21 protein-coding genes and 1 pseudogene are annotated in these 20,936 nt (G+C 40.4%); 6 read left to right on the top strand and 16 right to left on the bottom strand.

Annotated features, from left to right (window positions below; genetic code table 11):
* Nucleotides 1–26 precede the first annotated feature (26 nt).
* The gene (gene rlmD, locus EKN16_RS19580) at nucleotides 27–1,481 is read left to right on the top strand and encodes a 23S rRNA (uracil(1939)-C(5))-methyltransferase RlmD (RefSeq protein WP_125661007.1); all 1,455 of its coding nucleotides are present in this window, start codon (nucleotides 27–29) and stop codon (nucleotides 1,479–1,481) included.
* 38 nt (nucleotides 1,482–1,519) lie between these two features.
* Here rlmD and EKN16_RS19575 read toward each other — a convergent pair whose 3' ends face one another.
* The 8 genes from EKN16_RS19575 to EKN16_RS19540 all read right to left on the bottom strand — a co-directional run bounded on the left by EKN16_RS19575 (nucleotide 1,520) and on the right by EKN16_RS19540 (nucleotide 10,221).
* Nucleotides 1,520–2,725 carry a site-specific integrase gene (locus tag EKN16_RS19575; protein WP_125661004.1) on the bottom strand — a complete coding sequence of 402 codons (1,206 nt, stop codon included), beginning with the start codon at nucleotides 2,723–2,725 and terminating at the stop codon, nucleotides 1,520–1,522.
* Nucleotides 2,726–2,808: 83 nt separating this feature from the next.
* Complete coding sequence (locus EKN16_RS19570) at nucleotides 2,809–3,060, bottom strand: helix-turn-helix domain-containing protein (protein WP_125661001.1); 252 nt, start codon at nucleotides 3,058–3,060, stop codon at nucleotides 2,809–2,811.
* Nucleotides 3,061–3,197: 137 nt separating this feature from the next.
* Nucleotides 3,198–3,485, bottom strand: a complete 288-nt coding sequence (locus EKN16_RS19565; RefSeq protein WP_125660998.1) for a hypothetical protein — start codon at nucleotides 3,483–3,485, stop codon at nucleotides 3,198–3,200.
* A 201-nt stretch (nucleotides 3,486–3,686) separates the two neighbouring features.
* Nucleotides 3,687–5,429 carry a phage/plasmid primase, P4 family gene (locus tag EKN16_RS19560; RefSeq protein ID WP_125660995.1) on the bottom strand — a complete coding sequence of 581 codons (1,743 nt, stop codon included), beginning with the start codon at nucleotides 5,427–5,429 and terminating at the stop codon, nucleotides 3,687–3,689.
* Nucleotides 5,416–5,982, bottom strand: coding sequence for a hypothetical protein (locus EKN16_RS19555; RefSeq protein ID WP_125660992.1), 567 nt, complete (start codon nucleotides 5,980–5,982; stop codon nucleotides 5,416–5,418). The genes EKN16_RS19560 and EKN16_RS19555 overlap by 14 nt, the downstream gene beginning before the upstream one ends.
* Nucleotides 5,983–6,188: 206 nt before the next feature.
* Nucleotides 6,189–7,307, bottom strand: coding sequence for a hypothetical protein (locus tag EKN16_RS19550; RefSeq protein ID WP_164522894.1), 1,119 nt, complete (start codon nucleotides 7,305–7,307; stop codon nucleotides 6,189–6,191).
* A 269-nt stretch (nucleotides 7,308–7,576) separates the two neighbouring features.
* On the bottom strand, nucleotides 7,577–7,801 hold the full coding sequence (locus EKN16_RS19545) for a helix-turn-helix domain-containing protein (RefSeq protein WP_125660986.1): 225 nt from the start codon (nucleotides 7,799–7,801) through the stop codon (nucleotides 7,577–7,579).
* Between the two features lie 170 nt (nucleotides 7,802–7,971).
* Nucleotides 7,972–10,221 carry a stalk domain-containing protein gene (locus tag EKN16_RS19540; RefSeq protein ID WP_164522893.1) on the bottom strand — a complete coding sequence of 750 codons (2,250 nt, stop codon included), beginning with the start codon at nucleotides 10,219–10,221 and terminating at the stop codon, nucleotides 7,972–7,974.
* A 457-nt stretch (nucleotides 10,222–10,678) separates the two neighbouring features.
* Here EKN16_RS19540 and EKN16_RS19535 point away from each other — a divergent pair, with 457 nt between their 5' ends.
* Entirely contained in the window at nucleotides 10,679–11,023 is a 345-nt protein-coding gene (locus tag EKN16_RS19535; RefSeq protein ID WP_125660980.1) for a helix-turn-helix domain-containing protein, read from the top strand.
* Between the two features lie 399 nt (nucleotides 11,024–11,422).
* On the opposite strand, the gene radC is transcribed toward EKN16_RS19535, so the two are convergent.
* The 5 genes from radC to EKN16_RS19515 form a co-directional block, all read right to left on the bottom strand.
* Complete coding sequence (radC, locus tag EKN16_RS19530; RefSeq protein WP_125660977.1) at nucleotides 11,423–12,028, bottom strand: RadC family protein; 606 nt, start codon at nucleotides 12,026–12,028, stop codon at nucleotides 11,423–11,425.
* A gap of 381 nt (nucleotides 12,029–12,409) precedes the next feature.
* Nucleotides 12,410–12,523 carry a DUF932 domain-containing protein gene (locus EKN16_RS33780; RefSeq protein ID WP_125660974.1) on the bottom strand — a complete coding sequence of 38 codons (114 nt, stop codon included), beginning with the start codon at nucleotides 12,521–12,523 and terminating at the stop codon, nucleotides 12,410–12,412.
* A 263-nt stretch (nucleotides 12,524–12,786) separates the two neighbouring features.
* Nucleotides 12,787–13,101, bottom strand: coding sequence for a DUF960 family protein (locus EKN16_RS19520; protein WP_125660971.1), 315 nt, complete (start codon nucleotides 13,099–13,101; stop codon nucleotides 12,787–12,789).
* On the bottom strand, nucleotides 13,091–13,216 hold the full coding sequence (locus EKN16_RS33520) for a hypothetical protein (RefSeq protein WP_260182396.1): 126 nt from the start codon (nucleotides 13,214–13,216) through the stop codon (nucleotides 13,091–13,093). The genes EKN16_RS19520 and EKN16_RS33520 overlap by 11 nt, the downstream gene beginning before the upstream one ends.
* 558 nt (nucleotides 13,217–13,774) lie before the next feature.
* A complete protein-coding gene (locus EKN16_RS19515) occupies nucleotides 13,775–14,212 on the bottom strand; it encodes an NUDIX hydrolase (protein ID WP_125660968.1) in 438 nt (145 codons plus the stop codon).
* 1,080 nt (nucleotides 14,213–15,292) lie between these two features.
* Between EKN16_RS19515 and EKN16_RS32670 the strand changes: the two genes are divergently transcribed.
* Together EKN16_RS32670 and EKN16_RS19500 are read left to right on the top strand one after the other, a co-directional pair.
* Nucleotides 15,293–15,616 carry a DUF4372 domain-containing protein gene (locus EKN16_RS32670; RefSeq protein ID WP_125660965.1) on the top strand — a complete coding sequence of 108 codons (324 nt, stop codon included), beginning with the start codon at nucleotides 15,293–15,295 and terminating at the stop codon, nucleotides 15,614–15,616.
* 526 nt (nucleotides 15,617–16,142) lie between these two features.
* Nucleotides 16,143–17,177 (top strand): hypothetical protein, encoded by a 1,035-nt coding sequence (locus tag EKN16_RS19500; RefSeq protein WP_125660962.1) that lies wholly within the window; start codon nucleotides 16,143–16,145, stop codon nucleotides 17,175–17,177.
* 176 nt (nucleotides 17,178–17,353) lie between these two features.
* On the opposite strand, the gene EKN16_RS19495 is transcribed toward EKN16_RS19500, so the two are convergent.
* From EKN16_RS19495 to EKN16_RS19485, 3 genes are read right to left on the bottom strand one after another with little or no spacing between them, the layout of a single operon-like run.
* Nucleotides 17,354–18,016 (bottom strand): transposase, encoded by a 663-nt coding sequence (locus EKN16_RS19495; RefSeq protein ID WP_197719100.1) that lies wholly within the window; start codon nucleotides 18,014–18,016, stop codon nucleotides 17,354–17,356.
* 9 nt (nucleotides 18,017–18,025) lie between these two features.
* Nucleotides 18,026–18,256, bottom strand: a complete 231-nt coding sequence (locus EKN16_RS19490) for a hypothetical protein (protein ID WP_125660959.1) — start codon at nucleotides 18,254–18,256, stop codon at nucleotides 18,026–18,028.
* Between the two features lie 42 nt (nucleotides 18,257–18,298).
* Nucleotides 18,299–18,706 (bottom strand): hypothetical protein, encoded by a 408-nt coding sequence (locus tag EKN16_RS19485; protein WP_125660956.1) that lies wholly within the window; start codon nucleotides 18,704–18,706, stop codon nucleotides 18,299–18,301.
* A gap of 334 nt (nucleotides 18,707–19,040) precedes the next feature.
* On the opposite strand from EKN16_RS19485, the gene EKN16_RS19480 reads away from it, so the two are divergent.
* The gene (locus EKN16_RS19480; protein ID WP_125660953.1) at nucleotides 19,041–19,478 is read left to right on the top strand and encodes a DUF6236 family protein; all 438 of its coding nucleotides are present in this window, start codon (nucleotides 19,041–19,043) and stop codon (nucleotides 19,476–19,478) included.
* Between the two features lie 61 nt (nucleotides 19,479–19,539).
* Nucleotides 19,540–20,882, top strand: a pseudogene (locus EKN16_RS19475) (IS1380 family transposase).
* Nucleotides 20,883–20,936 lie beyond the last annotated feature (54 nt).

Genomic DNA, 20,936 nt, shown 5'->3' with positions numbered 1-20,936 from the left:
AACATAACGGAGCGATAAAAGCAAAAATGAGCGTACCGGTAACTAAAAATGACGAAGTCATGGTCGACATTGTCGGCTTGACGCATGAGGGTGAAGGGGTGGGCCGTGCAGACGGCTTTACCCTTTTTATTCAGGGAGCACTTCCTGGCGAGCGCGTACGCGCCAAGGTGCTAAAGGTCAAGAAAACGTATGGCTATGCGAAGATGATGGAGCTGGTCGTAGCGAGTCCCGACCGAGTGGAAGCACCGTGCGGGATCTTCAAGCAGTGCGGCGGCTGCCAGCTGCAGCACTTGAGTTATAGCGGCCAGCTGGGCTGGAAGCGGCAGCATGTGGTGGATAATTTGGAGCGGATCGGGAAGCTGCGAGTTGCTGGTGCTGTGGACAGTATGGATGGTGAACAGAATGAAGAACAAGGGATTGTGGTCCATCCGACGATTGGGATGGATGAGCCTTGGCGTTATCGGAATAAGGCTTCGGTGCCGATTGGGACAGTTGTGGATGCTCCATCTGCGGGTTCAGGTTCTGGTAAGGAGCGCCTGATCGGCGGCTTCTATGCACATGGCAGTCATCGGATTATTGATATGGAAGCTTGTCTCATCCAGCATTCCGACAATGATGACATCATCGGTACGGTGAAGTCTATCGCTCGCGAGCTTGGCGTGAGTGCCTATAATGAAGAGACTGGTCGCGGGCTGCTGCGTCATGTGATGGTTCGAGTCGGCTTCGTCACCGGCGAAGCGATGGTCGTACTCATTACGAATGGCCAGCGGATTCCGCAGGTGGAACGCTGGATTGAGCGGATTCGTGAGGCTTTTCCAAGCGTGAAGAGCATTGTTCAGAACGTGAATACGCGCAAGACGAACGTCATCTTTGGCGATGAGACGCGTGTGTTGTGGGGTAGTGAAGTGATCTATGATGAGCTGGATGAGATCCGCTTCGCGATCTCAGCGAGGTCGTTCTATCAAGTGAACCCCTTGCAGACGGTGGAATTGTACCGCAAGGCGGTTGAGTATGCAGGATTAACCGGGTCGGAGACGGTTATTGATGCGTATTGCGGGATTGGGACGATCTCGCTGTTCCTCGCGAGGCGCGCTGGTCGTGTGTATGGCGTTGAGATTGTGCCGGAGGCGATTGAGGATGCGGGTAGGAATGCGGCTTTGAACGGAATTGGTAATGCTTCGTTTGAAGCTGGTGCGGCGGAGATTGTTATTCCACGTTGGAGGAAAGAAGGCATTGTGCCGGATGTGATCGTGGTCGATCCGCCCCGCAAGGGCTGCGATGAGGCCTTGCTGGAGACGATTCTGGCGATGAAGCCGGAGCGAGTGGTGTATGTGTCGTGTAATCCTTCGACATTGGCAAGGGACTTGCGTGTATTGGAAGATGGCGGTTATCGGACGGTTGAGGTGCAGCCGGTGGATATGTTCCCGCATACGGTGCATATCGAGAGCGTTTGTCTCTTGATATATAAGGGTTTTGAGTGAGCTGATAGGGGAGTTGGGGACGAAATGGGGACGGAATGTTATTTCCGTCCCTGTTTTCGTGTTAGAATGTTCTCGAATTTGTCGGCAGCGGACTGATCTGCGGATCTTAGTGCATGTCCATAAACATTCATCGTTGTATTGATATTCCCATGCCCAAGTCGCTCAGAGATGATTTTAGCATGGACTCCTTGATTAATAAGGAGAGTGGCTGATGTATGGCGTAGATCATGAAATCGGATGTATCGGAGCTTATTTTTCTGGATGAAGTTTCGAAACCATAGATAGGGTCTTTCCTGGTGAAAAGCCTTGCCGTCAGGATGACAAAATACGAAACAATAATCTCCACCATTCCATCTATCGTCAATATTATTGCGTTCTTTCATCTTGTGACGATAATAGTCTCGTAGGTCCTCTAACATGGAACTGGGTAGCGAAACTTTACGTTTAGAGTTTTTTGTTTTCGGTTCTTTTACATGAGCTATTCCTGCGGGAGACATTGAAACGCTTTGTACAACGTCGATAATGCCTGAATTCCAGTCGATGTGTTTCCACTCCAGACCAAGAAGTTCACCTCGCCTTAATCCAGTCGTAAGGGCTAGGATTATCATGACCTTCCAATGAATAGGTTCTTTCTGCAATGCATTCAAGAGCGTCTGAACCTCTTCTTCATCGTAGGGAATGATTACTTTATGTTTGACGAGAGGCTTCTTCGCTCCCACAACCGGATTGTCCTTGATTAATTTCCAGTCAACAGCACGAGTAAAAATATTTTTCAATATCCGATGATTGATCTCAATTGAACCAGCAGATAAATCTCCCTTTCTAAACCCTTTTCTCTTACCCTCATCTGACAGGGAGTTAATAAAGCTAACGATGTGCATGGTTTTGATTTGGTCGATCCGTAAATGGCTAAAAACTGGTAGAATTCGATTTTTCAAGTTAGATCGATAAGTGTATAAGGTCTTTTCTGCCAGATGTCTATTTGCATATTTGTCTTCCCACTCTTTCACAAATGCCCCAAACGTCATCTTCTCAGGTGCAATATACTCACCGGCTTCCACTTCAATCTTGAATTTCATGAGTTCTTCCTGCAGATGGTCTTTTAACCGTTTGGTAGTTTTCAAAAGTGCTTTATCTTCGATTTTGATTGTTTTGTAACGTTTGAGGCGCTTGCCGCTCGGATCATAACCTGTCTCAACTACAAGCCTCCAAGAATTTTCACCGCGTTGTTCTAAGCTAGCCATATAATTACCTCCTGATTCTGCTCAATTACCCAATCCTCATAAATTGGAAGGCTTGTGAGAGACACGAGCCTTCCAATACGGTTTTAACGTATGCTATTAAGTTCCTGTTGTTGGAACCAAGTTTCCAAGGTGGCACTTCTGAACAAAATTTTGGTTCCTAAGCGAAGGTGGGGGATTTTACCAGCCCGTACTTCGCTATAGAGCTTATCCTTGGATATTTTTCCTTGGAAGAAGAACTCCCAAGCTTCAGAAAATGTGAGTGTATTATAAGTTTGGACCTGATTTTGATGAGTTAAGTTTGGGTTAGTTGTAACTAGTTGCTGAGTATGGTTCATTCGATTCACTCTCCTGAAATAGGTTGTGTGTTAATGGATGAGTAACTCTAGTTTGCGTCTTCTTAGATCGATTGCTTGCAGAGCAACCCTGTAAAGATCGGAATCCCAAATGGTAAGGCCTTCTGCAAGATCGAATTCTAACCGTTCCAGAGATTTAGAGCTAGACGAACGAGAGCAGTTGTTTGGCCGGTTAGGGGCGATGTATCGCCCTTGGCAAAGGAATCGATATCAGAATCAACTTCTGTAGTGACTTCTAATCTCTCGAAATACCAGTCAAATGGTCCACTGAGTTGAGCTTTAAGTAAAAAGCATTTGAATATTTCAGGATGAGCCGCACTATTGTGGTACTTAAATTGTGCAATGCATCGATGGAAATTCTGTTTATGATCTTCGTTTACCCAATATAAATCTTTATTAGAAAGCATAGGGAGTTCACCTCTTTCTATGTACTGTCAGATGAATAATATATATTTGTGATAGGGTGATTGACGCGTGTGTTGTAGCGAATGGTTGTTATTGTAGCTCATTGTAGCGGTAATGTAGACATTACGAGCTACGAAAGGAATGCTAGAATTGCTTAGAAATGCGGGACTTTTAGATGATGTAGCCAAGGTAGCCATTAAAACTTACTGTTCTTCTATAAGTTTTAATTTCCGTTCATCTCGAGTTAAAAGTCGAAGGCCTCGAAATCCTTCCAAAGGTGTAGAATCATTAATTCTAATTTTTCCCGGCTTTACGTTGAGATTTAAGATTTCAGCGAAAAATTCCTGTCTACTGAGTGATTTATAGCCGTTATCGAGACAGTATTGATTGTATATAGGGAATATGACTTTGCGATGCACCTTACATTCTTTGTTGGCTAGGTTTATATGGCACATGTCACTGATAAATTCTGTAACGTTATTTATCTCATTGATATAGCGTAGCTTGAAAGCATGTGCGTCCACGCTCTCTGTGAAAACCAGGTTGTTTTTCATCAACTCGCGTAATCCTTCTAGTGCCCATTCAACGATAAATGATTTCTCGTTAATCAACTTTTCCATTAATGTCTTATCCCTCTGTTCTTCTGGAATGATATTTTTGAAAATTAAAAATAATATTCGGTCGGTAAAGGCTGATGTGCCATCAAGTTTTTCAAGTAACGGCATGTGATTGCCTGCTGCTACGAGCTTGGTCTTTCCATAGAAATGAAAGGCATCCTTCCCTTTCTTTTCTCCTGTCACGAGGTCGCCTCCTGTTACGGTCTTAATGACATCAGAAGCCTTTATAGAACCGTTCGTGTCCATTTCTGCGCTAATATTTAGCTTCGATTTAAACAACTCTGCTACCATAAACCGTGTTTCACCCAATTGTTTTAATGACATTGCTGTTGTATATTTAGGACCAATTAACGAACTCCATAACGACAACCAAACGCTTTTTCCTGTATGCGGGAGGCCAATCATGACGAAGAACTTTTTAGCCCGCCATTCGTTGCTGATTATGTATCCTGTTAATTGCTGCAGAGACTTCATTTTGAGTGGATCGCCGTGTGTGCAATCTTCTAAAAACTTCAAAAAGTAGTAGCCATGGCTTGAGTGTTTGCCATTTTGATTCGAGTGATAAACCTGAATACGGGGATCTTTTTCTCCGTATTCGGCATCAATGTAACTAGTGAATAGATAGTCAGGACTGTGGGGAAAAGTCGTTTCGTCCTTGATGTTAAACACACAATTCTTAAAGTTGATTAAATGGGTATGACTGTCAAACTTATCGTTTGTAGTTTGATGATCTGGACTACTGACTATGCGATGAACAACATCAGTAAGTTTGTATTTTCCTAGTTTCATATCCATTTCTGGGCTTAAACTTTTTCGAATAGCCACAAAAAGACTTATTTCGGTTTGTTCCTCATAGCAACCAAAATCGTCCTCATAGAGGTATACAATATCACCACAGCATAGTACTTTCCGCTTTTTAAGAAATGCTATTTTTGCTTGAACATCAATTGGTACCCGTGAATCTGGCACTTTGCTTGCATCATCAATTTGATTGCCGGGAGCGATTGGTATGATGTCGGCTGTTTTCTCTATGCGTCCGTCAATCTGGTCGTTGTGCTGTTTATGGTATGTTTTCCCTACCTTACCTCGTGTAAGAGTGGAAGAGGTTACATCGAACTCATCTTTGTATATATCATGGGGTTGACCATAATTGTTTTGAATACTACCTTTGTTGATGTTGGTATAATCAGTATTCGTAAATTCAGTGTTTTTTGGTTCCAATTTTTCTCGACTTAGCCTTCCGGTTGATAAGTTCTTTAGTGCCTCATCGTATGCATTGTAATGGGAGAGATCTTCTTTACCATGCAGTATACGCTTATTGAGACTCATGATTATCACCTTCAAGTTGGAGTAGATGTTCAAACAATCCTGGAAAATACCGATTGAGCATACTGTGAGCTACGACATTGATTTTGTCGCCTGCGTGTTTTGAAGATGTGAATATATGACTTACCTTCTGTAAAGCTAGTTGTCCATCGTATAATGAAAGCTGAACAAAATCAGGGCAATGGAGGATTACAATCATTAACATGTCGTTAGGGGTATCCTTATCATTAGAAAGTTCAAAATGTTTTCCGTTGCTATTGACATGAAATTTAATGCCCTCATCCCGACAGTCTACCCAAACTCTTGTTAAATTGGTTGGCAGAGTGGAATGGTATGAAAAATTCTTCTTGGCATATTGACCAATACAGGATCTTCCCTCGTTACTTACAACAGCAATGATTAGATTGAACGGGTGAAGTAATGTATCATCGATAACAGCGCAGGATTCTTCCCCGTTACTAGCCAATAACTGAATATCCAATTTCTTTTTTAATTGCAGAAAAGCAAGCTTGTTTTCCTTTTCGGTCATGTCATTGAGCAAAGTTTTTGGGATCATTCGTTTCTCTCTCCTTAGAATTCGTTTTTGTGAATCGCCTCTGTAAATGAATCATACTTCATAAAATTCCAAAAAACTCTCGGCAAACAATGCCACTTTTTTAGGAAAAACGTCTAGTTTTTAATGTTACATTATGATATAATGCGAAACTAAAAAAATGGAGCTGCTCTCGTAAGAGAGACAACCCCATTTGTTGTAATGCAAAATCAACGACTGTTTGATATATAAGGAAAGTATTTTTCTTTGATAACTTCCGAAACAGCACGGACCACTTGATCCTCATTTAACGACAGCAGATCATATTTGTCTAAGCCATTCTCTTTTAAGTATTGATGTGGTGTCAAGTAAATATTACTCAAAGAATCCCTTTGAATATCTAAAGCTCTATTGAGGTTTATTATAATATCTCGAATCCGAGCAAAGGGTAAGTCAACAAGTTCCCATTCGCCCTCCAATCTTGCACCCGGCATTTTTACACCATAACGTAGAACGTTTACTGGCTCAACTCGGTCATCGATAAAACTCATTTGTCCGTAATTCTCCATGACAGTTTTCATATTCATATTTTCAAATGGGAAGTTTCCCTTGTTACATAAGTATAGAAAATAGGCCTCCATAACTGGGATGGTTATCAACCCCATGCCTATAAGAGAAGTGCTTAATTTATTAATTCTGATTAAATGCTCGTCTATAGTTAATGATTGAAGCACTTGGCTTCCATTACTTCGAGAAGTTAAGGGGATTCCAAGTATGATAGCGGTTAAATAATACAATCTACCATTAACATTGGGGAGCATAGCGATTGTGCTCAATATTCGATAGTATTGATTTTTGACTTCATCGGGAAATTGGTAAGTTATTATTGCGATCTTACTTGCGAGTCCTATTTGATACTCACGTTCAAAAAGAATCCTGTTGAGGGTAGGATGATACACTAATCGATTATTTTCGAACAGGCGTTCAATTTTGTCGATAGTAGGGAATTGATCTAGCAGATATTTAAAATTATCGTAAAAATGCAAGTGCAGTTTCGCGCCCTTATCCTTATGCTGCTTGAGAAAGTTGCGGCTATGTTGACTATCGGTGTAGCTTTTCATGACCTTATGGGAATCAACATGAACAGCTTGAAATGCAATTAATGGAGATGCGAAGGCAGGGATGGCATGGGAACTGTTGCTCAAAGGAGGCAAAATCCAGTGAATTCCTAATTTATTAAAGTGTTCATTTGCAACTCGGGGAAGATCCTTAGATCCGAATAAGTCACTTACTGGCTTCTTTTCGTCAGTATTTGAAATTTCAAAAAATTTATTTACCTTAGTAAACAAAGACCCGTTTCGCTTTATGTTCCCTTCGGTGTCAGCAAGGTGGACCATATATGCATTAATTATCATATGCATAATTAATTCGGACTTTAGAATAGAGTTTGTTTTTCCCCCGACGTTAAAGAACTCCTTAATTTCATTCGGTATTAGATGGAAACACTTCTCGAATACATACTCAGCCAGTATTGAAGGCTTGGTAATCCCCTTGGGCCCACGTGCTGGCAAATTGTATATACTGGTCAGCATTTTCATTGTTTCTGGTGATGTTGAATTTATGTATAACATTGCTCACTCAATAATCTCCTTAGTCGGCTGTAACTGGTGCTCCTGCTGATAATGAAATCAGTAACTGCACTCCGTTGAATTCTATGTGAATTATTAACTCTAAACGACGATATTTCCCCTGAGTGTACCAGTTTATAAGCACTATTCATGCCAATTCGTAAAATTGCTGCGAGTTCTTCTATCGTTATTATTTCATTATAATCATCATACATTATTTGTCATCCTTTAGTTTTGTTTATTAAATTGTTCATTAATACACATTGCAAACCATTATTGGGCGTTATTCTTCATTAAATTTTCCTTTGTAGAGATAAAAAAAGTACACAGATGGCTTAGAATGCCTCTGTGTACTCTATGGAATTTTACTTGGTAATGCAGTTCATCAGTACCCAGATCCACTAAACGTAACCGTTTTAGCTTCTACCCACTGTTCAGAGAGCCACTTGATTCCGAACAATGCAGCCGTTTCTTTTTCCTTGCCTGTATCAACTAAGAAACTGGCATGATTCCAGTAGACGAGTACTTTTGTTCCGTTGATTTTCTTTACGACCCCATCGAATGTACCTGAATCGACAATGTCCCCAACATGTATCATTTTTCCATAATAATCTAACGGGTCTTTATCGTTATATTTTACTTGGTCATGTTTCTTTTGATTTTCCTTCACTACATCTTCAAGCGTCGTCTTATTATCCTCTTTCTTTTGATAAGGATCGAGTAAGGTGAGCTTATATTCGAAGGTGAATAAATCGGTGGCGTTTTCCACTGCACCGCCATAGTAAATTACCAACATCTGCGAATCCTTATACCATTTTACATCAGCACCGAGATTTTCAGTTACAAATCTTACAGGGATCATCGTTCTGCCCTTAATAGAAGTTGGAGGGACAGTTAACGCTTTACTAACTCCGTTTACTAATGCAGTTTTACGATCAATCCATAATTCTATCGTATTTTTATTGAGTGTTATCGTAACTTTTTTCTCGGTGCTGTTCCATGTCGTTTTACCGCCTAATTTGCTAATGATCGGCGCGATAGGCAGGAGCGTTGTGCCTTGGCGAGTAACGGGTGTAACATTATGGTCCTTGTCGTCGAATAGATTTCCATCATCTGTGGTCAGAAGCCAGGGGCTATTAATTTTCATTGCTAGTGTAATTGGTATAGTAACTGGAATGGTTGGTTTATTTGGTTTCTCTGGTTCTTTAGAATCCAACTCATCCCATGTATACATGTTAAATACCAAAATATTGTCATCTGACTGGTATATCGTGTCATTTTTAGGACCAACGATGACTTCTGAGATGAAACTCAGCGGTACATAGATTCCTTCCCTATCAACATATAGAGCTGCTTTTTCAAGTTTATAGACTTTCCCGGTTGGCTCAAAGCAGACTCCTGATTCATCTACTACATATTCTGTAACCTCGGTTTTTCCTTCGGATATAGCATAACAACTTCCACGAAAAGTTACATAGGAATAAGTTGGTTTGGGATCGCGAACGACTGTCTCTGTTCCACTGATGTCAAGAACGTTAAGGATTTTACCAATTGGAAACATCCCCGTTCCATTCACAACAACTGGGGAAGGGACATAACCCTCACTACGGCCTGAAACTTCTACTTTCATTTTAGATAATGAAGCGGCATCAAATACTCTCACTTTGTCCTGGTATAAAGTCACTAGATACCGTCCATCTGGAGATAAATTCACTAAATAAGGATTCACTAAATCACTTGATATCCCATTCAATGGCTTCCCAAATTGATTGACACGAAAAACTTGATTTCCAATGACTGCAAGGGTGCTATCTGCATTGAATGATACACTGCCATTTTGAGAGATAGTGGCAATCCGCTTATAATCATTTTGCACATCGAATACTAGCGTACCTGATTGTCCGTTTTGAGTAGAAAGAATCAAATATTTCCCATCCGGAGAATAAGCCATATCAAGAAAGTCTCTATCGTTATAAATCCATTTAGGGAGGATGTCACCAAAGGATTTAAGAATCTCTCCCGTATGAGCATCTCGAATTTGAAGAATAACTGGTTCTCCATCCCGATAATCTTCGCAGATTACTACTGCAAATTGATCTTGTTTTGGATGGAATCGAATAATATTAGCATATTGATTGATCGACAGCTTTAATTTTTCTGTGTTAGACGTAAGATCAATGATGGAGATTTGTCCTCTTAAGCCGATAACGAGTGATTTGCCATCGTTTGAAAAGGCAAGGGAGTTCGCCATATTATCATAGCCTACCGAAATTTTCTTGGTTTCATTCCCGGACTGACTATCATAGAATACGAGCTGTGATGATAACGAACTGTAAGGTGCGCCAGCAGAAACAACAAGTTGCTGCCCATCGGGGCTAAAAGCAGCGTCACGAACGAATTGATAGGATAAATCGACGATCTCTTTACTTTGACCGCCATTTAATCGCCAGATATAGGCTTGAGAGTTACCAGCTGTAAAGGCATATTTGCTATCTGAACTGATGAGCAAATGATTTGCATTCCCACTGACATATGTATTAACGACTGGAAGATTGACTGATGATTTTGCAAGAGCTGAATTGCTCATAAACAGACAAATGATAATAAATAAGAGAGTAAAAAACCACTTTTTCATAGGACTATCACCTTTCTGGATCATATTAAATTAGCTCATTACTTGAGGGAAACTTCGTAATTAATCAATTGCCAGTCGCCGTGCTCTGACTTTTTTACCGTGGCTTTTCCGAACCAATATTGCTGAACTTGGAGTCGTTAGACCACTCTGTTTGTGGTTGATATCTAATTGATTTTGCTTGGAGATGGTCAGGGTCCTCGTTGTAATATACTAATGGTTTTCATCTAATACTCCTCCAATAATGTAATTAGTCATGGGTCTATTGAATCATTCCACATAGTGAAGAGTGTAACTGATATCTACAAGGGTTTCCATGATTTTCTATAATTATATGCAATTCGACAACAAAATACAACGCCTATAGTCACTGTTTAATATAAATACTATAGGATGTTGTTGCTAATTCTGGTTCCGTCTATCGTTTTCATATAAGTGTATGGAAGATAGGTGAGAACTTGTGAGTGACGTCGTTATACTTGTCGGAGAAAAGATTAGAGCTTTAAGACAACATAGGGGTTTAAGCCAGGAGAAGCTGGCATTTAAAGCTGGAATTAACACTTCATATATCGGACAGGTTGAACGTGGTGAGAAAAGTGCGACCATTATTAGTCTTGAAAAAATTGCGACTGCGTTGGATGTTGGGATTGAAGAGTTGTTTCAGTTCGATAAAGTTGTTGCGGAAAGGGCAGATTCATCATTTATTGAGAGGATCGCCTACGAGCTTAAGGGAAGAACAAAAGAAGAGCAAGAAGATATCTATAGCTTTGTGAAGCAACTATTATGGTTTAGGGATAAAAAATAGAAGGGGGAAGAGATATTATTGCTTCTATGCTCCGAACCCTACGTTCCGGCCTCTTTTTATGGCGACCATCATCTAGCATGATGTCTAGTCTATAATATATATTTTGATTGTGAAATCTTGCGCGGAGGTTTGTCTAATATTCTTCCGCAAGTAACAACATACAGAGGTGCTAAAAATCACTGGAAAGCCGCAGAAGTTGAGATAAGAGATCGTCGTCGCGCATGACTTCGTATTCCAGATATTTGCCACCAATGAGTGTGGCAAAATAACCCCAGTGAGTAACCTGAATGGGCTATAACAGAGAAGAAGGTAGTTTACTGCCATCCTGAGCATAGCAGGTACATGTTTGTCACTGGACTGGATTACCTCCATAAATTAAACGAGGGTTAATGTGTGATTTCACATTAACCCTCGTTCTTTTAAACTCACATATTTTTGATGACCGATGACGATATGATCGAGTACATCGATCCCGATTATAGTTCCAGCCTCGGTTAAGCGTTTCGTGATTGCTTCATCCTCCGAGCTTGGGTCTGGATCTCCACTGGGATGATTATGGACACATATAATCGATGCACTACTGCGCTTAATGGCCGGCCGGAACACTTCTCTCGGATGTACTATACAAGCGTTAAGACAACCAATCGATATAAGTTCCTTAGCGATAACGCCGTTTTTAGAATTAAGTAACAATATTACAAAGTGCTCAACTTTCAAAAAACGTAACTCAGGCCCGACTAACTTATAAACATCCTCTGGGGTGCGGATCTTATAAGTAGATGGATTAGATATAGACAATGTTTGAGCGAGCTTTAACGCAGCCAGGATCTGCCGCGCTTTCATTTGTCCGATGCCTTTGATCGAAGTTAGTTCCTGTTCGGTGACTTCGATCAGTTCTTCTCTTGTAGGAAAACGGGCAAAGATCTCTTCGATAATATAGCTATCTTGCTTCTCTCGAATGGAGTTGGCGAGTAAATATTTCAGTTCGAGCTTAGTACTTTTCATAAAATACTTGTCCTCCTAATGTTTGGGGTAATTTGATCAACAATCGATCATGCTGAAGCAAGTATCAATTTAAAAGTTTGTCAATAAGCGGATTTCCTTCCATCGTTCTAGAACAGATTTTCCTTATAGGATGCTGTTTCTCTAAGTGGTTTTGCATGAGTGGCGAAGTCCGATGCCGACCTGTTTTAGATCAGGTGTTTTTATCCGTTGAAGCCGATCAATTTCAGCACCAAGCTTGTCCAATTACTGCTCGGCATAGAGTAACGTCTTCTTGGCTTCTTCCAGTTTAGATTTAATATTACCGATATGAATCGTCTTCCATATTCGCTTAGCTTTGGTTAAACTATGTCCAATGTATTTTGGCGTACGATTCGGATTGGGTCATAGCAAATTTATGCTACCGCTGCCATCGTGACTGTTGGAGAACACCAAATAGGGGCTCGTACGAGCCCCTATTTGGTGTTCTGTTTGGCGAGAGTCATGTCTTATTGCCATTCTGTAAGCATCCTACGGGTTCAAATCTTACAACTTCACCAAGAAACTCATTGGAAAGGCAACCACTTCATGATTTTGGACAATCTTGTATCTGACTCTTCTGAACTGAATGCGTGTTCCACACTGTTATCTAATCCGTGGCAGGGGGCTTCTCTTAAAAATAAGATGTAATTTCAAGATTTATTGGAATGATTACCATCTCCGTTAAATGTAAAAGTGTAAGTAGTACTGTTCGAGTTTCGAGAGCAGATATTTTATAGCTACTATAGTGGTGGATAGCAATATTCAATTGCTAAAAGCATCGTGCTGTATGGACCAATATCAATTACATAGAGTTTCTCATTGATTTGAACACTTATAACCGTGCTATGTTCTTTAACATAGTTGGGTTCTTCTTGCGTATGAACAATACACAATTTGAAAACACCTTCTTGATAGATTGATTTGATATTAAATACTTGTAAGTAATCTCTTTTATTAACGATCATGGTATCTATTGCAGCCCAAAGTAAGAGTTGAATACTCACAGGTATTTTGGCATGGACAGCATCAGTAACATATTTCAATTTATCGAACATTGTTTAGGCTCCTTTTCGAGTAAATAGCAACAAGATGAATTTCGTCAACAGAAGAAACGGCATAGTTGTCTTCTAATTGTCCAAGAACTAAGTAAACATTTCCTTTATCTCTCATTAGGTGGTCACCTCCTTTGGCAAAACAAATAGCCGAACAATTCCATTGGAATTGTTCGGCTATTTGTTAACTATGATCATTAAGTTAATAATATAGAAATGATGGTTTCGATAATACTTGTACAGTATAAAACCTTGAGGTTGTACTCTTATCCACATCTGAATAACGGAGGAAGAATCTTTCCTCCCGCGCCTTCACTTGAGCTATGTCCACCACAAATGGACAATGTTCTATTGGAAATAATTAATCATTTTTCCATCTTAGTCGAAGTATTAGAACAGTCACACCGTAGCAACTCCTCAACATTGTGAATCATTTCACACCTTAACTATATTAAAATAACTGTCTTGACATCTTGTAGCACCATAATTTCTGGTTTGATCGTTCGCAGTAAGGGAGTCTGTACACGTACTATTCATATCATGAGACGCTATCATTTATAACGTGTAGGTACCAAAAAGAGAAGCGGAAGCATGTTACCTTTATGAAATACTAGATGTAGTGAAGTTTAAAGTTGAATTGAGGAATACATAAATGTCTATAAAATTGGGACTTTTATTAGTTAATGCGTCCTTCAAATGCATAAAAGGCCGAGGATTTGTTTGTAGCGGAATTGATTTTTAGCTTTTCCATCAAGGATGGCATGAGTTCCCCTGCAGTTTGAATATCTACCCATCGTACTTCTGCTATATCATTGTCTGGATCATGAATATCCATTTTACCATCAATAACCTTTGCAAAAAATGAAACAAAGAAGGCATGGTGCCCTGTTTGGGTGAAGAACATTTCCCTAAGAGAACTTAATCCTGAAATTGCAATGTTAAATCCTGTTTCCTCTTTTACCTCGCGTATTACTGCTTGTTCCAGAGTTTCTCCTTCTTCAACTGCACCGCCTGGGAGACTCCAATAACATGAATCGCCCTTAACATTTTTAACGACTAATAAATTGCCATCATCATCAGTAATTAAAGCAGATGCTACACCAACTCTTTTCAAAAAAATTCCTCCTTTTGCAATACCAAAAAATAAACAAATTCGCAAAAATAAAGATTCCTTTATTTTACTGAAATTATAAGATGCTACATCCTTTTAGGACAGATTATTTCTGGAACACTCTCTTAATATTATGATTTCGCTGTTTTACAATAAGTAAATTTAACCTTACCCACTTGTATAAAGTGGTTAATTGTGTTCTCCACTCATCTCATGTCTTACAGAGTTTAAGCTCCACATTCCCTCATTCACTGTAAGTGATAGGAGGACATATGAAGCACTGAAGAGTCAGTACGATGTTAACATTTCCTGAACTCGATCGCTTTGATGAAACATGGAGCCCTCGCTTTTCTAATTTGATTGAGATATTCTTCTGAGCAATATTCCCTATTGGAGTATTTTTATTAACACGTCCAGTATCCCTAGAAATTGATGATTTTTTATTTAAGATGTATATACTATGATATTCTTAGATGACATTTAACCTGCTATATGTGACAGCAATAACGCAACGATAGCGATATTACAAAAAAGATATGTTGCTCGGTGCTGGATCAACTATTACTTATTACTAAGCCCGGGCTTAGAGAGCCTGGGAGTGTCATTAATTCTCTATGAAAGTGGGATAGGAATGAAACAGAATTAGAGATTATGATTCCACCTATTATCGGTTTACTACATCATGCTCGCCCCCCCTATCTATTTTATTAAATTATAGCGATTATCTGCCTTGGTACTATTGTAACTATATCCAACTCTATACTCATTTTAATGAGCCAACACAAGGATATAAAATTGATTTTTACTCTTACGATGGAAAAAGTGATAATTATCCTTTATGGAGAAAACCTTCTCAATTCCAAGGGAGCTTTTAAATAATAACAATGATAATATCATAAATTTTATTATCGAATGTCACTAGCGTTGCATTAATATTATCTGAATAATCACAATATTCAGGTATCTAATTGTCCAGGCAACAAAAAAATCCTTTACAAATGGAATGACAGGTAGCTCCTGTCCATAATCCACCGAAAGGATTTCACGCATGGACAAGGATACCCTATTTTCTTCATTTGGTAAATGGTTAGAGCCAATTTGTACGAAACGTTCATAGATAGCGTTAATGAAATCGGTCAAGACAAATACGTGAAGAAACTAACGACGCTCGCTTACTTCAAGCTTTTTCTTCACGCGGAGTTGCAAGGGCGCGACGGGCTTCGTGACATTGCAAATGACGTATTGTGCCGAGATATCCAACGTGAGTTCGGACTTCCTTCCATCTCGGCAGCGCAATTGAGCAGAAAACATAATCAAGCCGATCCTGCACTGCTGTCATACAAAGCATGGAATCTTCGCTTCTTGTTTCCCTTGGCCGCATGGCCTAGCTTCTCTTGGAGTTGTTGAACGTTTTCCTTTGGTGTTGTTAGCCCTTGGGCATTCACTGACTCGTACCTCCTTAAGAAACATGAACAAAGCAGGGCTCCTTCCCTCCTGCAGGTTGTGTTGTCCTGCAGTTCCTCAGTACTATGAGCCCCTCGGACTCCCTTCCTGCAAACGGATCACTTCACCTTTTTGAACTTATAGATCGTTTCTTTACGGGTCTGCGAATAAAAAACACGTGCAGGGGAGGGTCTCCCCAGTTCACTGCTTACGTCGGATGACAAGAACATTGTCTGATTCCGATTCCTCCTTCATACTCATGCGGAGCGTATATGTTCTTGCCACCCGACAATTCTATTAGATCCGATTATCTGAATTGCTTCACAATAATAAAAGTTGTAAGTTTTAACAATTTATCCTACTATTGAATATATCCCAACTCTGCCTATAGTTTCTTGCAAACGATACCATTCAGGATTTTTAAAAAAATCCGCCTTAGAATCTGTACGGATTCTAAGCCTCATAAAAAACAACAAGGAGAATGAGATGAATGAAAAAACTTCTTCCTTTAACTGAACCAGTGTCAAATTGTTATCAAGGTTCCGCTTTTCCTCTTTCCGTCATGGGGCTGCATAGTGGATTTAAACATTGGTATGTTGATAAACTCATCCAATTGGCTTGTCCGAAAGAATTAGATGAACATGTTGATATAAATTTCTTCGATATTGATGAAATTTGTGAAGTTAATTCTTTTATGATTAAAAGAAGAATACAAAGGGCTCTTCTCAAAAAATTCAATATATCCCTTATTGATTTTATTATTGAAACAATTAATATGAATAATTATGTGTATTTGTTTGTTGATGATTACTATTTATCGGAAAAAAGTTATTTTTATAAGAAAAGACATCATGACCATGACATTTTTATCTGTGGATATGATTCTAATGAACAATATTTCAACTTATTCGGATACTATGGAGATGGTATCTTCGGAAATTTTAAAGCGTCTTTTTCTGAAATAGTACAGGGTTTTGAAAATGTACAATTTGAAAGTTGGAGATTTCAGTCCCATTGTGATGATATTGTTCTATACCAAGCCATAAAAGATAATCAACAAAATGAAAATTCTAATTCATTTGAATATTCCTCATTGAAAATAATGTTAGAAGAGTATGTAGAATCCAAAGATTCATCACACAAGGGTGGGATACGTTGTAATAAAATTCACTGTAGCGAGTTTATATACGGTGTTGCTATATATGATCAATTTATCGCATTAATTGATCGAAAAAAAACAGCTTTAGAAAAACTCGACATAAGAGACTACCATTTGCTTTATGAGCACAAAAAGCTAATGTCTTTCCGGTTAGAGTATTTATTTGAGAGAGATTTTCTTCAGGAACGTGATATTATCAATGAATATAGAGAGATAGAAAAAAAGAGCGTAATTCTTAAGAACGTAGTCTTGAAGTACAATATCACTCGAAAAATATCTGATATTGAGAAAATAAAAGATCTGGTGATGAATCTCAAAGTCAAAGAATCTATGATCCTTCACTCCGTGATCTCGAATCTAATTTAAATGATTGAGATTTTCCGCTGGAAAGAAAATCAAAACATCTTTTGGAAACAGACAAGAGAACTAGCAGACGACAACGGTAGCAACGGCAGCAATGGGAACAAAAAAATCCAAACCACCTATATGATCTGCATCTGGATGTATTACCAGTGTCCACTAAAATGCATGACTTATGCAGTTCACGAGATTAATTGGTATTTGTGAGAATCTATGCTTGAATAAACGGGCCACCATGTGATGAGAAGCTGGAGAGGCCAGTAAGCTGAGATAAGAGTTGCAAAGCGGAGCGCTTCTATGTCAAAATCGACATAGATTCGTTCGGATCCCTGGTGGTTTCTGCGACGGACCTGACAACGAGTGTGGAAGAGGCCGCGTACCATTTCGCCGTGGGTGCAGCTTTCCTCACTCGTTTTTTCTTTGTTTAATTGCCATAAGGCGTAAGCAAGGAGCGTCTCTGTGGTGAAAATTAACTCCAAATGCGCATGCTGATGCGCTTCGGATGTAGAATGACAGGATTCAAAACCAAGCTCCTGCTTGGCAGTTCGGAAGAACACTTCGATGCGCCAGCGTTTCCCGTAAACGGCAAGCGCTTCTTTCGGAGCATCGTGGCGGTTGCTAATAATCAAATAGGCTCCCTTATAGGTGGCTTGGGAATCTTCCCCCTCCTCGACCGTCGCAGTGGATTCCTCATCTTCTTTTAAACGAATGGCAACGACTGCGGCGATCGGAACGAAACGATGCTTCACCGTGGGCTGCCCTTTTCGTCCAACATCAGGGTACGGTAATTTCATATAGATATCGGCAAGTGCTAGAGCTGTCAATCCGGTTGTTCCTTTAATCACAAGAGATTTTTATGCTTCTTTAATCAATTGACGTGCGGAAACCGGTAGATATCGTTCGTGTCGGCCGGGCTCGCTTACCTTGAGGTAAAGCGCGGTGTTGCGCTTGGCTTTGGTTACCCAGTCAAAGTTGGGAGCCATGAGGAAGACAAAGAAATCCTTACACAAAAGCCAACGATCCATGGCAATCCTTAGCCGGCACGAGACGCTCTCGCGCAGCATAAGCAGCATTTGTTTGGACAACTCAAGCATAGAGAGGTTGCGTTCGCCTTCTTCGGCTTTACGTCACACACTGTAATAGAGCGGGTATTCAAGACCGTTTTGCAAAACCGCCTGTAACACGATCACATTCATACACCAGCTATAGGCTTTGGTGGATGAGTCTTTGAGCCAGCAGAGATAGGGCAAGTACTTGGCGAAAGGGTGATTGCTGTGGGTATCATCCAAATTAATCGCGTCCCCTTCGCGTAGTTGCATGTCCTCGTCCTGCTGGAGACGGGCTACCCGCTTTTTCCCAAAGGTGCGCCATGCAAAGGATGTGGTAAATAATCGGCTCAGGGTGTACTGCGCGCCAATTTGTACGGTTTGAACATCTCGCGGAGAACGGCATCCTTGGCAGCCAGGGTTGCCATTTGAGACACAGCCGTGCAGCCCGAAGCTAGACCGATGACGTAGAGAAAACAAAGCATCCATGCGGGTGCGCCGTTACGTTTTGAAATACCGGACTGCGATAAGAGAAACGAAAAATCAAATTTGTCCCAGAGTGTGCGTAAAATGGGCGCTCCCGCGCATTCGCTTAGCGAAAGCGGGGCTTTTCCAGTTTTGAATTCATTTAAGATCACCTGATATGTAGAGGATATACCCCGATAGGAAGGGTATTCTCCGCAATTATTGTGATGATCCCAGAAAGTCAAGTGGTTTTTCGGGTTTTATAGCAACTTTATGTAAAATTAGCGAAGTTCCAGTAGTTGGGATGAACTGCATAAGTCATGATATTAAGTTACACAAAGACAAAGCAGACGTAAAATTGCGAGAATTAATTTTAGCAAAAGATGCAAAGAATAAAGACTGGCTCAATGTACCGCACGAAATAGGGTCTATATACATGCTATTTCTAGCCAATTATATTGCAAAAAGAAATGATATATCCCTTTCCACAGATTATGCAGAAGCATGGTGTGGTTCAAATTTCTTTCAACATGATGGTAATATTTCAGACTATGAAGGCGAATCCCAGACCCAACTAGCTTGTATTACTATTAATAACTTTATTCCAATTAATATAATTGATTTACAGCCAAGCGATATACTTAATTTTAGGGAAAATCGAAAAGATGAAAGGCGACGATTCTTCAACAACATTAAAGAACTGAGTAGTAAAATCTCAACCTGTGAAGATGAAAAAAAAATTAGAGATATTATTGAAGATTATATGCAAGAAATTGAAGAATCCCTGAATCCGTAAAATAGCTTTGGTGAAAACGATAGATTTCAGCAATACCATTTCACCCGTGAGGTGAATATTCATGTCTACTAAATTTACCCTCGAAACTTCCAGTGATTATTTAACTTCTCGCGCTGGACTTATCTTAGTTGGTCAACTGCTAGCCGATACGCATTTGAATAAACGACTCAAAGTTCGGTTGGTGACACCAACGTTCCCACGATTTCTCACGCTGATAACGTCCGTGCCTACCTAGGGCTTCTTTGCCAAGGTAAAAGCGATTTTGATCATATCGAGCCTTTCCGTAAAGACGCCTTCTTCTCCAAGGCACTTGGTATTCGGAAGCTAACTTCCAGCCCGACTCTGCGTCAGCGTTTTGATCAAGCAGCTCCTTTGGGCCAATGGCAGAAGATTGTACTTGAAGAGTCTGCTGATTTACTCAAACGAGCAAGAGCGCCACTTACACCTGTTCAGATTACCTTTGACCATGACGAACAGAAAGCCTATTTACCCCTCGATTTGGATGTCTCGCCCTTTGATAATTCAAATACGAAAAAAGAAGGCGTTTCTCGTACCTATAAAGGCTTTGATGGTTACTCGCCATTCTTTGCCTACCTGGGACAAGAAGGATACGGCGTAAACGTGTAGCTACGTGAAGGCAAAACGCATGTGCAAAAAGAGGCAGATGACTTCATTGATGTAAGCATTCGGTATGCAAGGTGAATCTCTTCTGTACCACTACTCTTACAGATGGATGCGGGTAACGATGCTGCAGATAATGTGAATCTCTGCTTGGATCAGGAAGTCGATTTCATCATCAAGCGAAACCCACGCAAAGATAAACCCGAGCATTGGCTCGAACTCGCAAAGCGTGAGGGGCGTTGTGAAGAAACCCGCCCGGGTAAGAAAGTCTATCTCGGTTCGATGACGGTTCAGCCGGAACGGTTTATTAAGCCGGTTCAGCTCGTTTACCAAATTACCGAGCGAACAGCGGAGCGAGATGGACAGTTGCTGCTCGTTCCTGAAATTGAAATGGCCCTGTTCTTGACAATCCTTCCGTGCTCGGAGGAGCAGATCGTTTCCCTCTATAAAGACCATGCGACCAGTGAACAGTTTCATAGTGAGATTAAATCTGAACTGGATCTCGAACGTCTACCCTCTGGGAAGTTTGCTACGAATGACCTTGTTCTTCATCTTGGCTTATTTGCTTATAATATGCTTCGTTTAATTGGACAAATTGCGCTCACAGAGCCTGATGCACCAACGAAGAAAAAAGTATTTCGTCAACGAATTCGAACCGTCATTCAAGATCTCATGCTCGTTTCGGCTCGTTTTGTGAAGCATGCCCGCAGCTTCAAGCTTGCTTTTGGTCGTTACAGTCCTTGGTTCCCGCAGTTACGTCGTCTCTACTTTCATTTCCGTTGAAAACCGTTTATGAATACGCCAATTCGAGCGCTCACAAACAGGGGGCTCTGCTTC

It is taken from the genome of Paenibacillus baekrokdamisoli (assembly GCF_003945345.1).
In the GTDB taxonomy this organism is placed as follows: Bacteria; Bacillota; Bacilli; order Paenibacillales; family Paenibacillaceae; genus Paenibacillus_Z; species Paenibacillus_Z baekrokdamisoli.
Note: the sequence above shows the minus strand (reverse complement) of the source record. Positions and strands in the feature narration are given on the sequence as shown.

Bases quoted from the DNA above. Each gene is read 5' to 3' on its own strand.
- EKN16_RS33520 (WP_260182396.1), bottom strand. From the start codon at position 13,216: ATGAGAGATAAAGGAAATGTTTACTTAGTTCTTGGACAATTAGAAGAC.
- EKN16_RS33780 (WP_125660974.1), bottom strand. From the start codon at position 12,523: ATGGCAATAAGACATGACTCTCGCCAAACAGAACACCAAATAGGGGCT.
- EKN16_RS32670 (WP_125660965.1), top strand. From the start codon at position 15,293: ATGGTTAGAGCCAATTTGTACGAAACGTTCATAGATAGCGTTAATGAA.
- rlmD (WP_125661007.1), top strand. From the start codon at position 27: ATGAGCGTACCGGTAACTAAAAATGACGAAGTCATGGTCGACATTGTC.
- radC (WP_125660977.1), bottom strand. From the start codon at position 12,028: ATGAAAAGTACTAAGCTCGAACTGAAATATTTACTCGCCAACTCCATT.
- EKN16_RS19545 (WP_125660986.1), bottom strand. From the start codon at position 7,801: ATGTATGATGATTATAATGAAATAATAACGATAGAAGAACTCGCAGCA.
- EKN16_RS19500 (WP_125660962.1), top strand. From the start codon at position 16,143: ATGAAAAAACTTCTTCCTTTAACTGAACCAGTGTCAAATTGTTATCAA.
- EKN16_RS19570 (WP_125661001.1), bottom strand. From the start codon at position 3,060: ATGAACCATACTCAGCAACTAGTTACAACTAACCCAAACTTAACTCAT.
- EKN16_RS19520 (WP_125660971.1), bottom strand. From the start codon at position 13,101: ATGTTCGATAAATTGAAATATGTTACTGATGCTGTCCATGCCAAAATA.
- EKN16_RS19485 (WP_125660956.1), bottom strand. From the start codon at position 18,706: ATGGATGCTTTGTTTTCTCTACGTCATCGGTCTAGCTTCGGGCTGCAC.
- EKN16_RS19575 (WP_125661004.1), bottom strand. From the start codon at position 2,725: ATGGCTAGCTTAGAACAACGCGGTGAAAATTCTTGGAGGCTTGTAGTT.
- EKN16_RS19565 (WP_125660998.1), bottom strand. From the start codon at position 3,485: ATGCTTTCTAATAAAGATTTATATTGGGTAAACGAAGATCATAAACAG.
- EKN16_RS19555 (WP_125660992.1), bottom strand. From the start codon at position 5,982: ATGATCCCAAAAACTTTGCTCAATGACATGACCGAAAAGGAAAACAAG.
- EKN16_RS19540 (WP_164522893.1), bottom strand. From the start codon at position 10,221: ATGAAAAAGTGGTTTTTTACTCTCTTATTTATTATCATTTGTCTGTTT.
- EKN16_RS19560 (WP_125660995.1), bottom strand. From the start codon at position 5,429: ATGAGTCTCAATAAGCGTATACTGCATGGTAAAGAAGATCTCTCCCAT.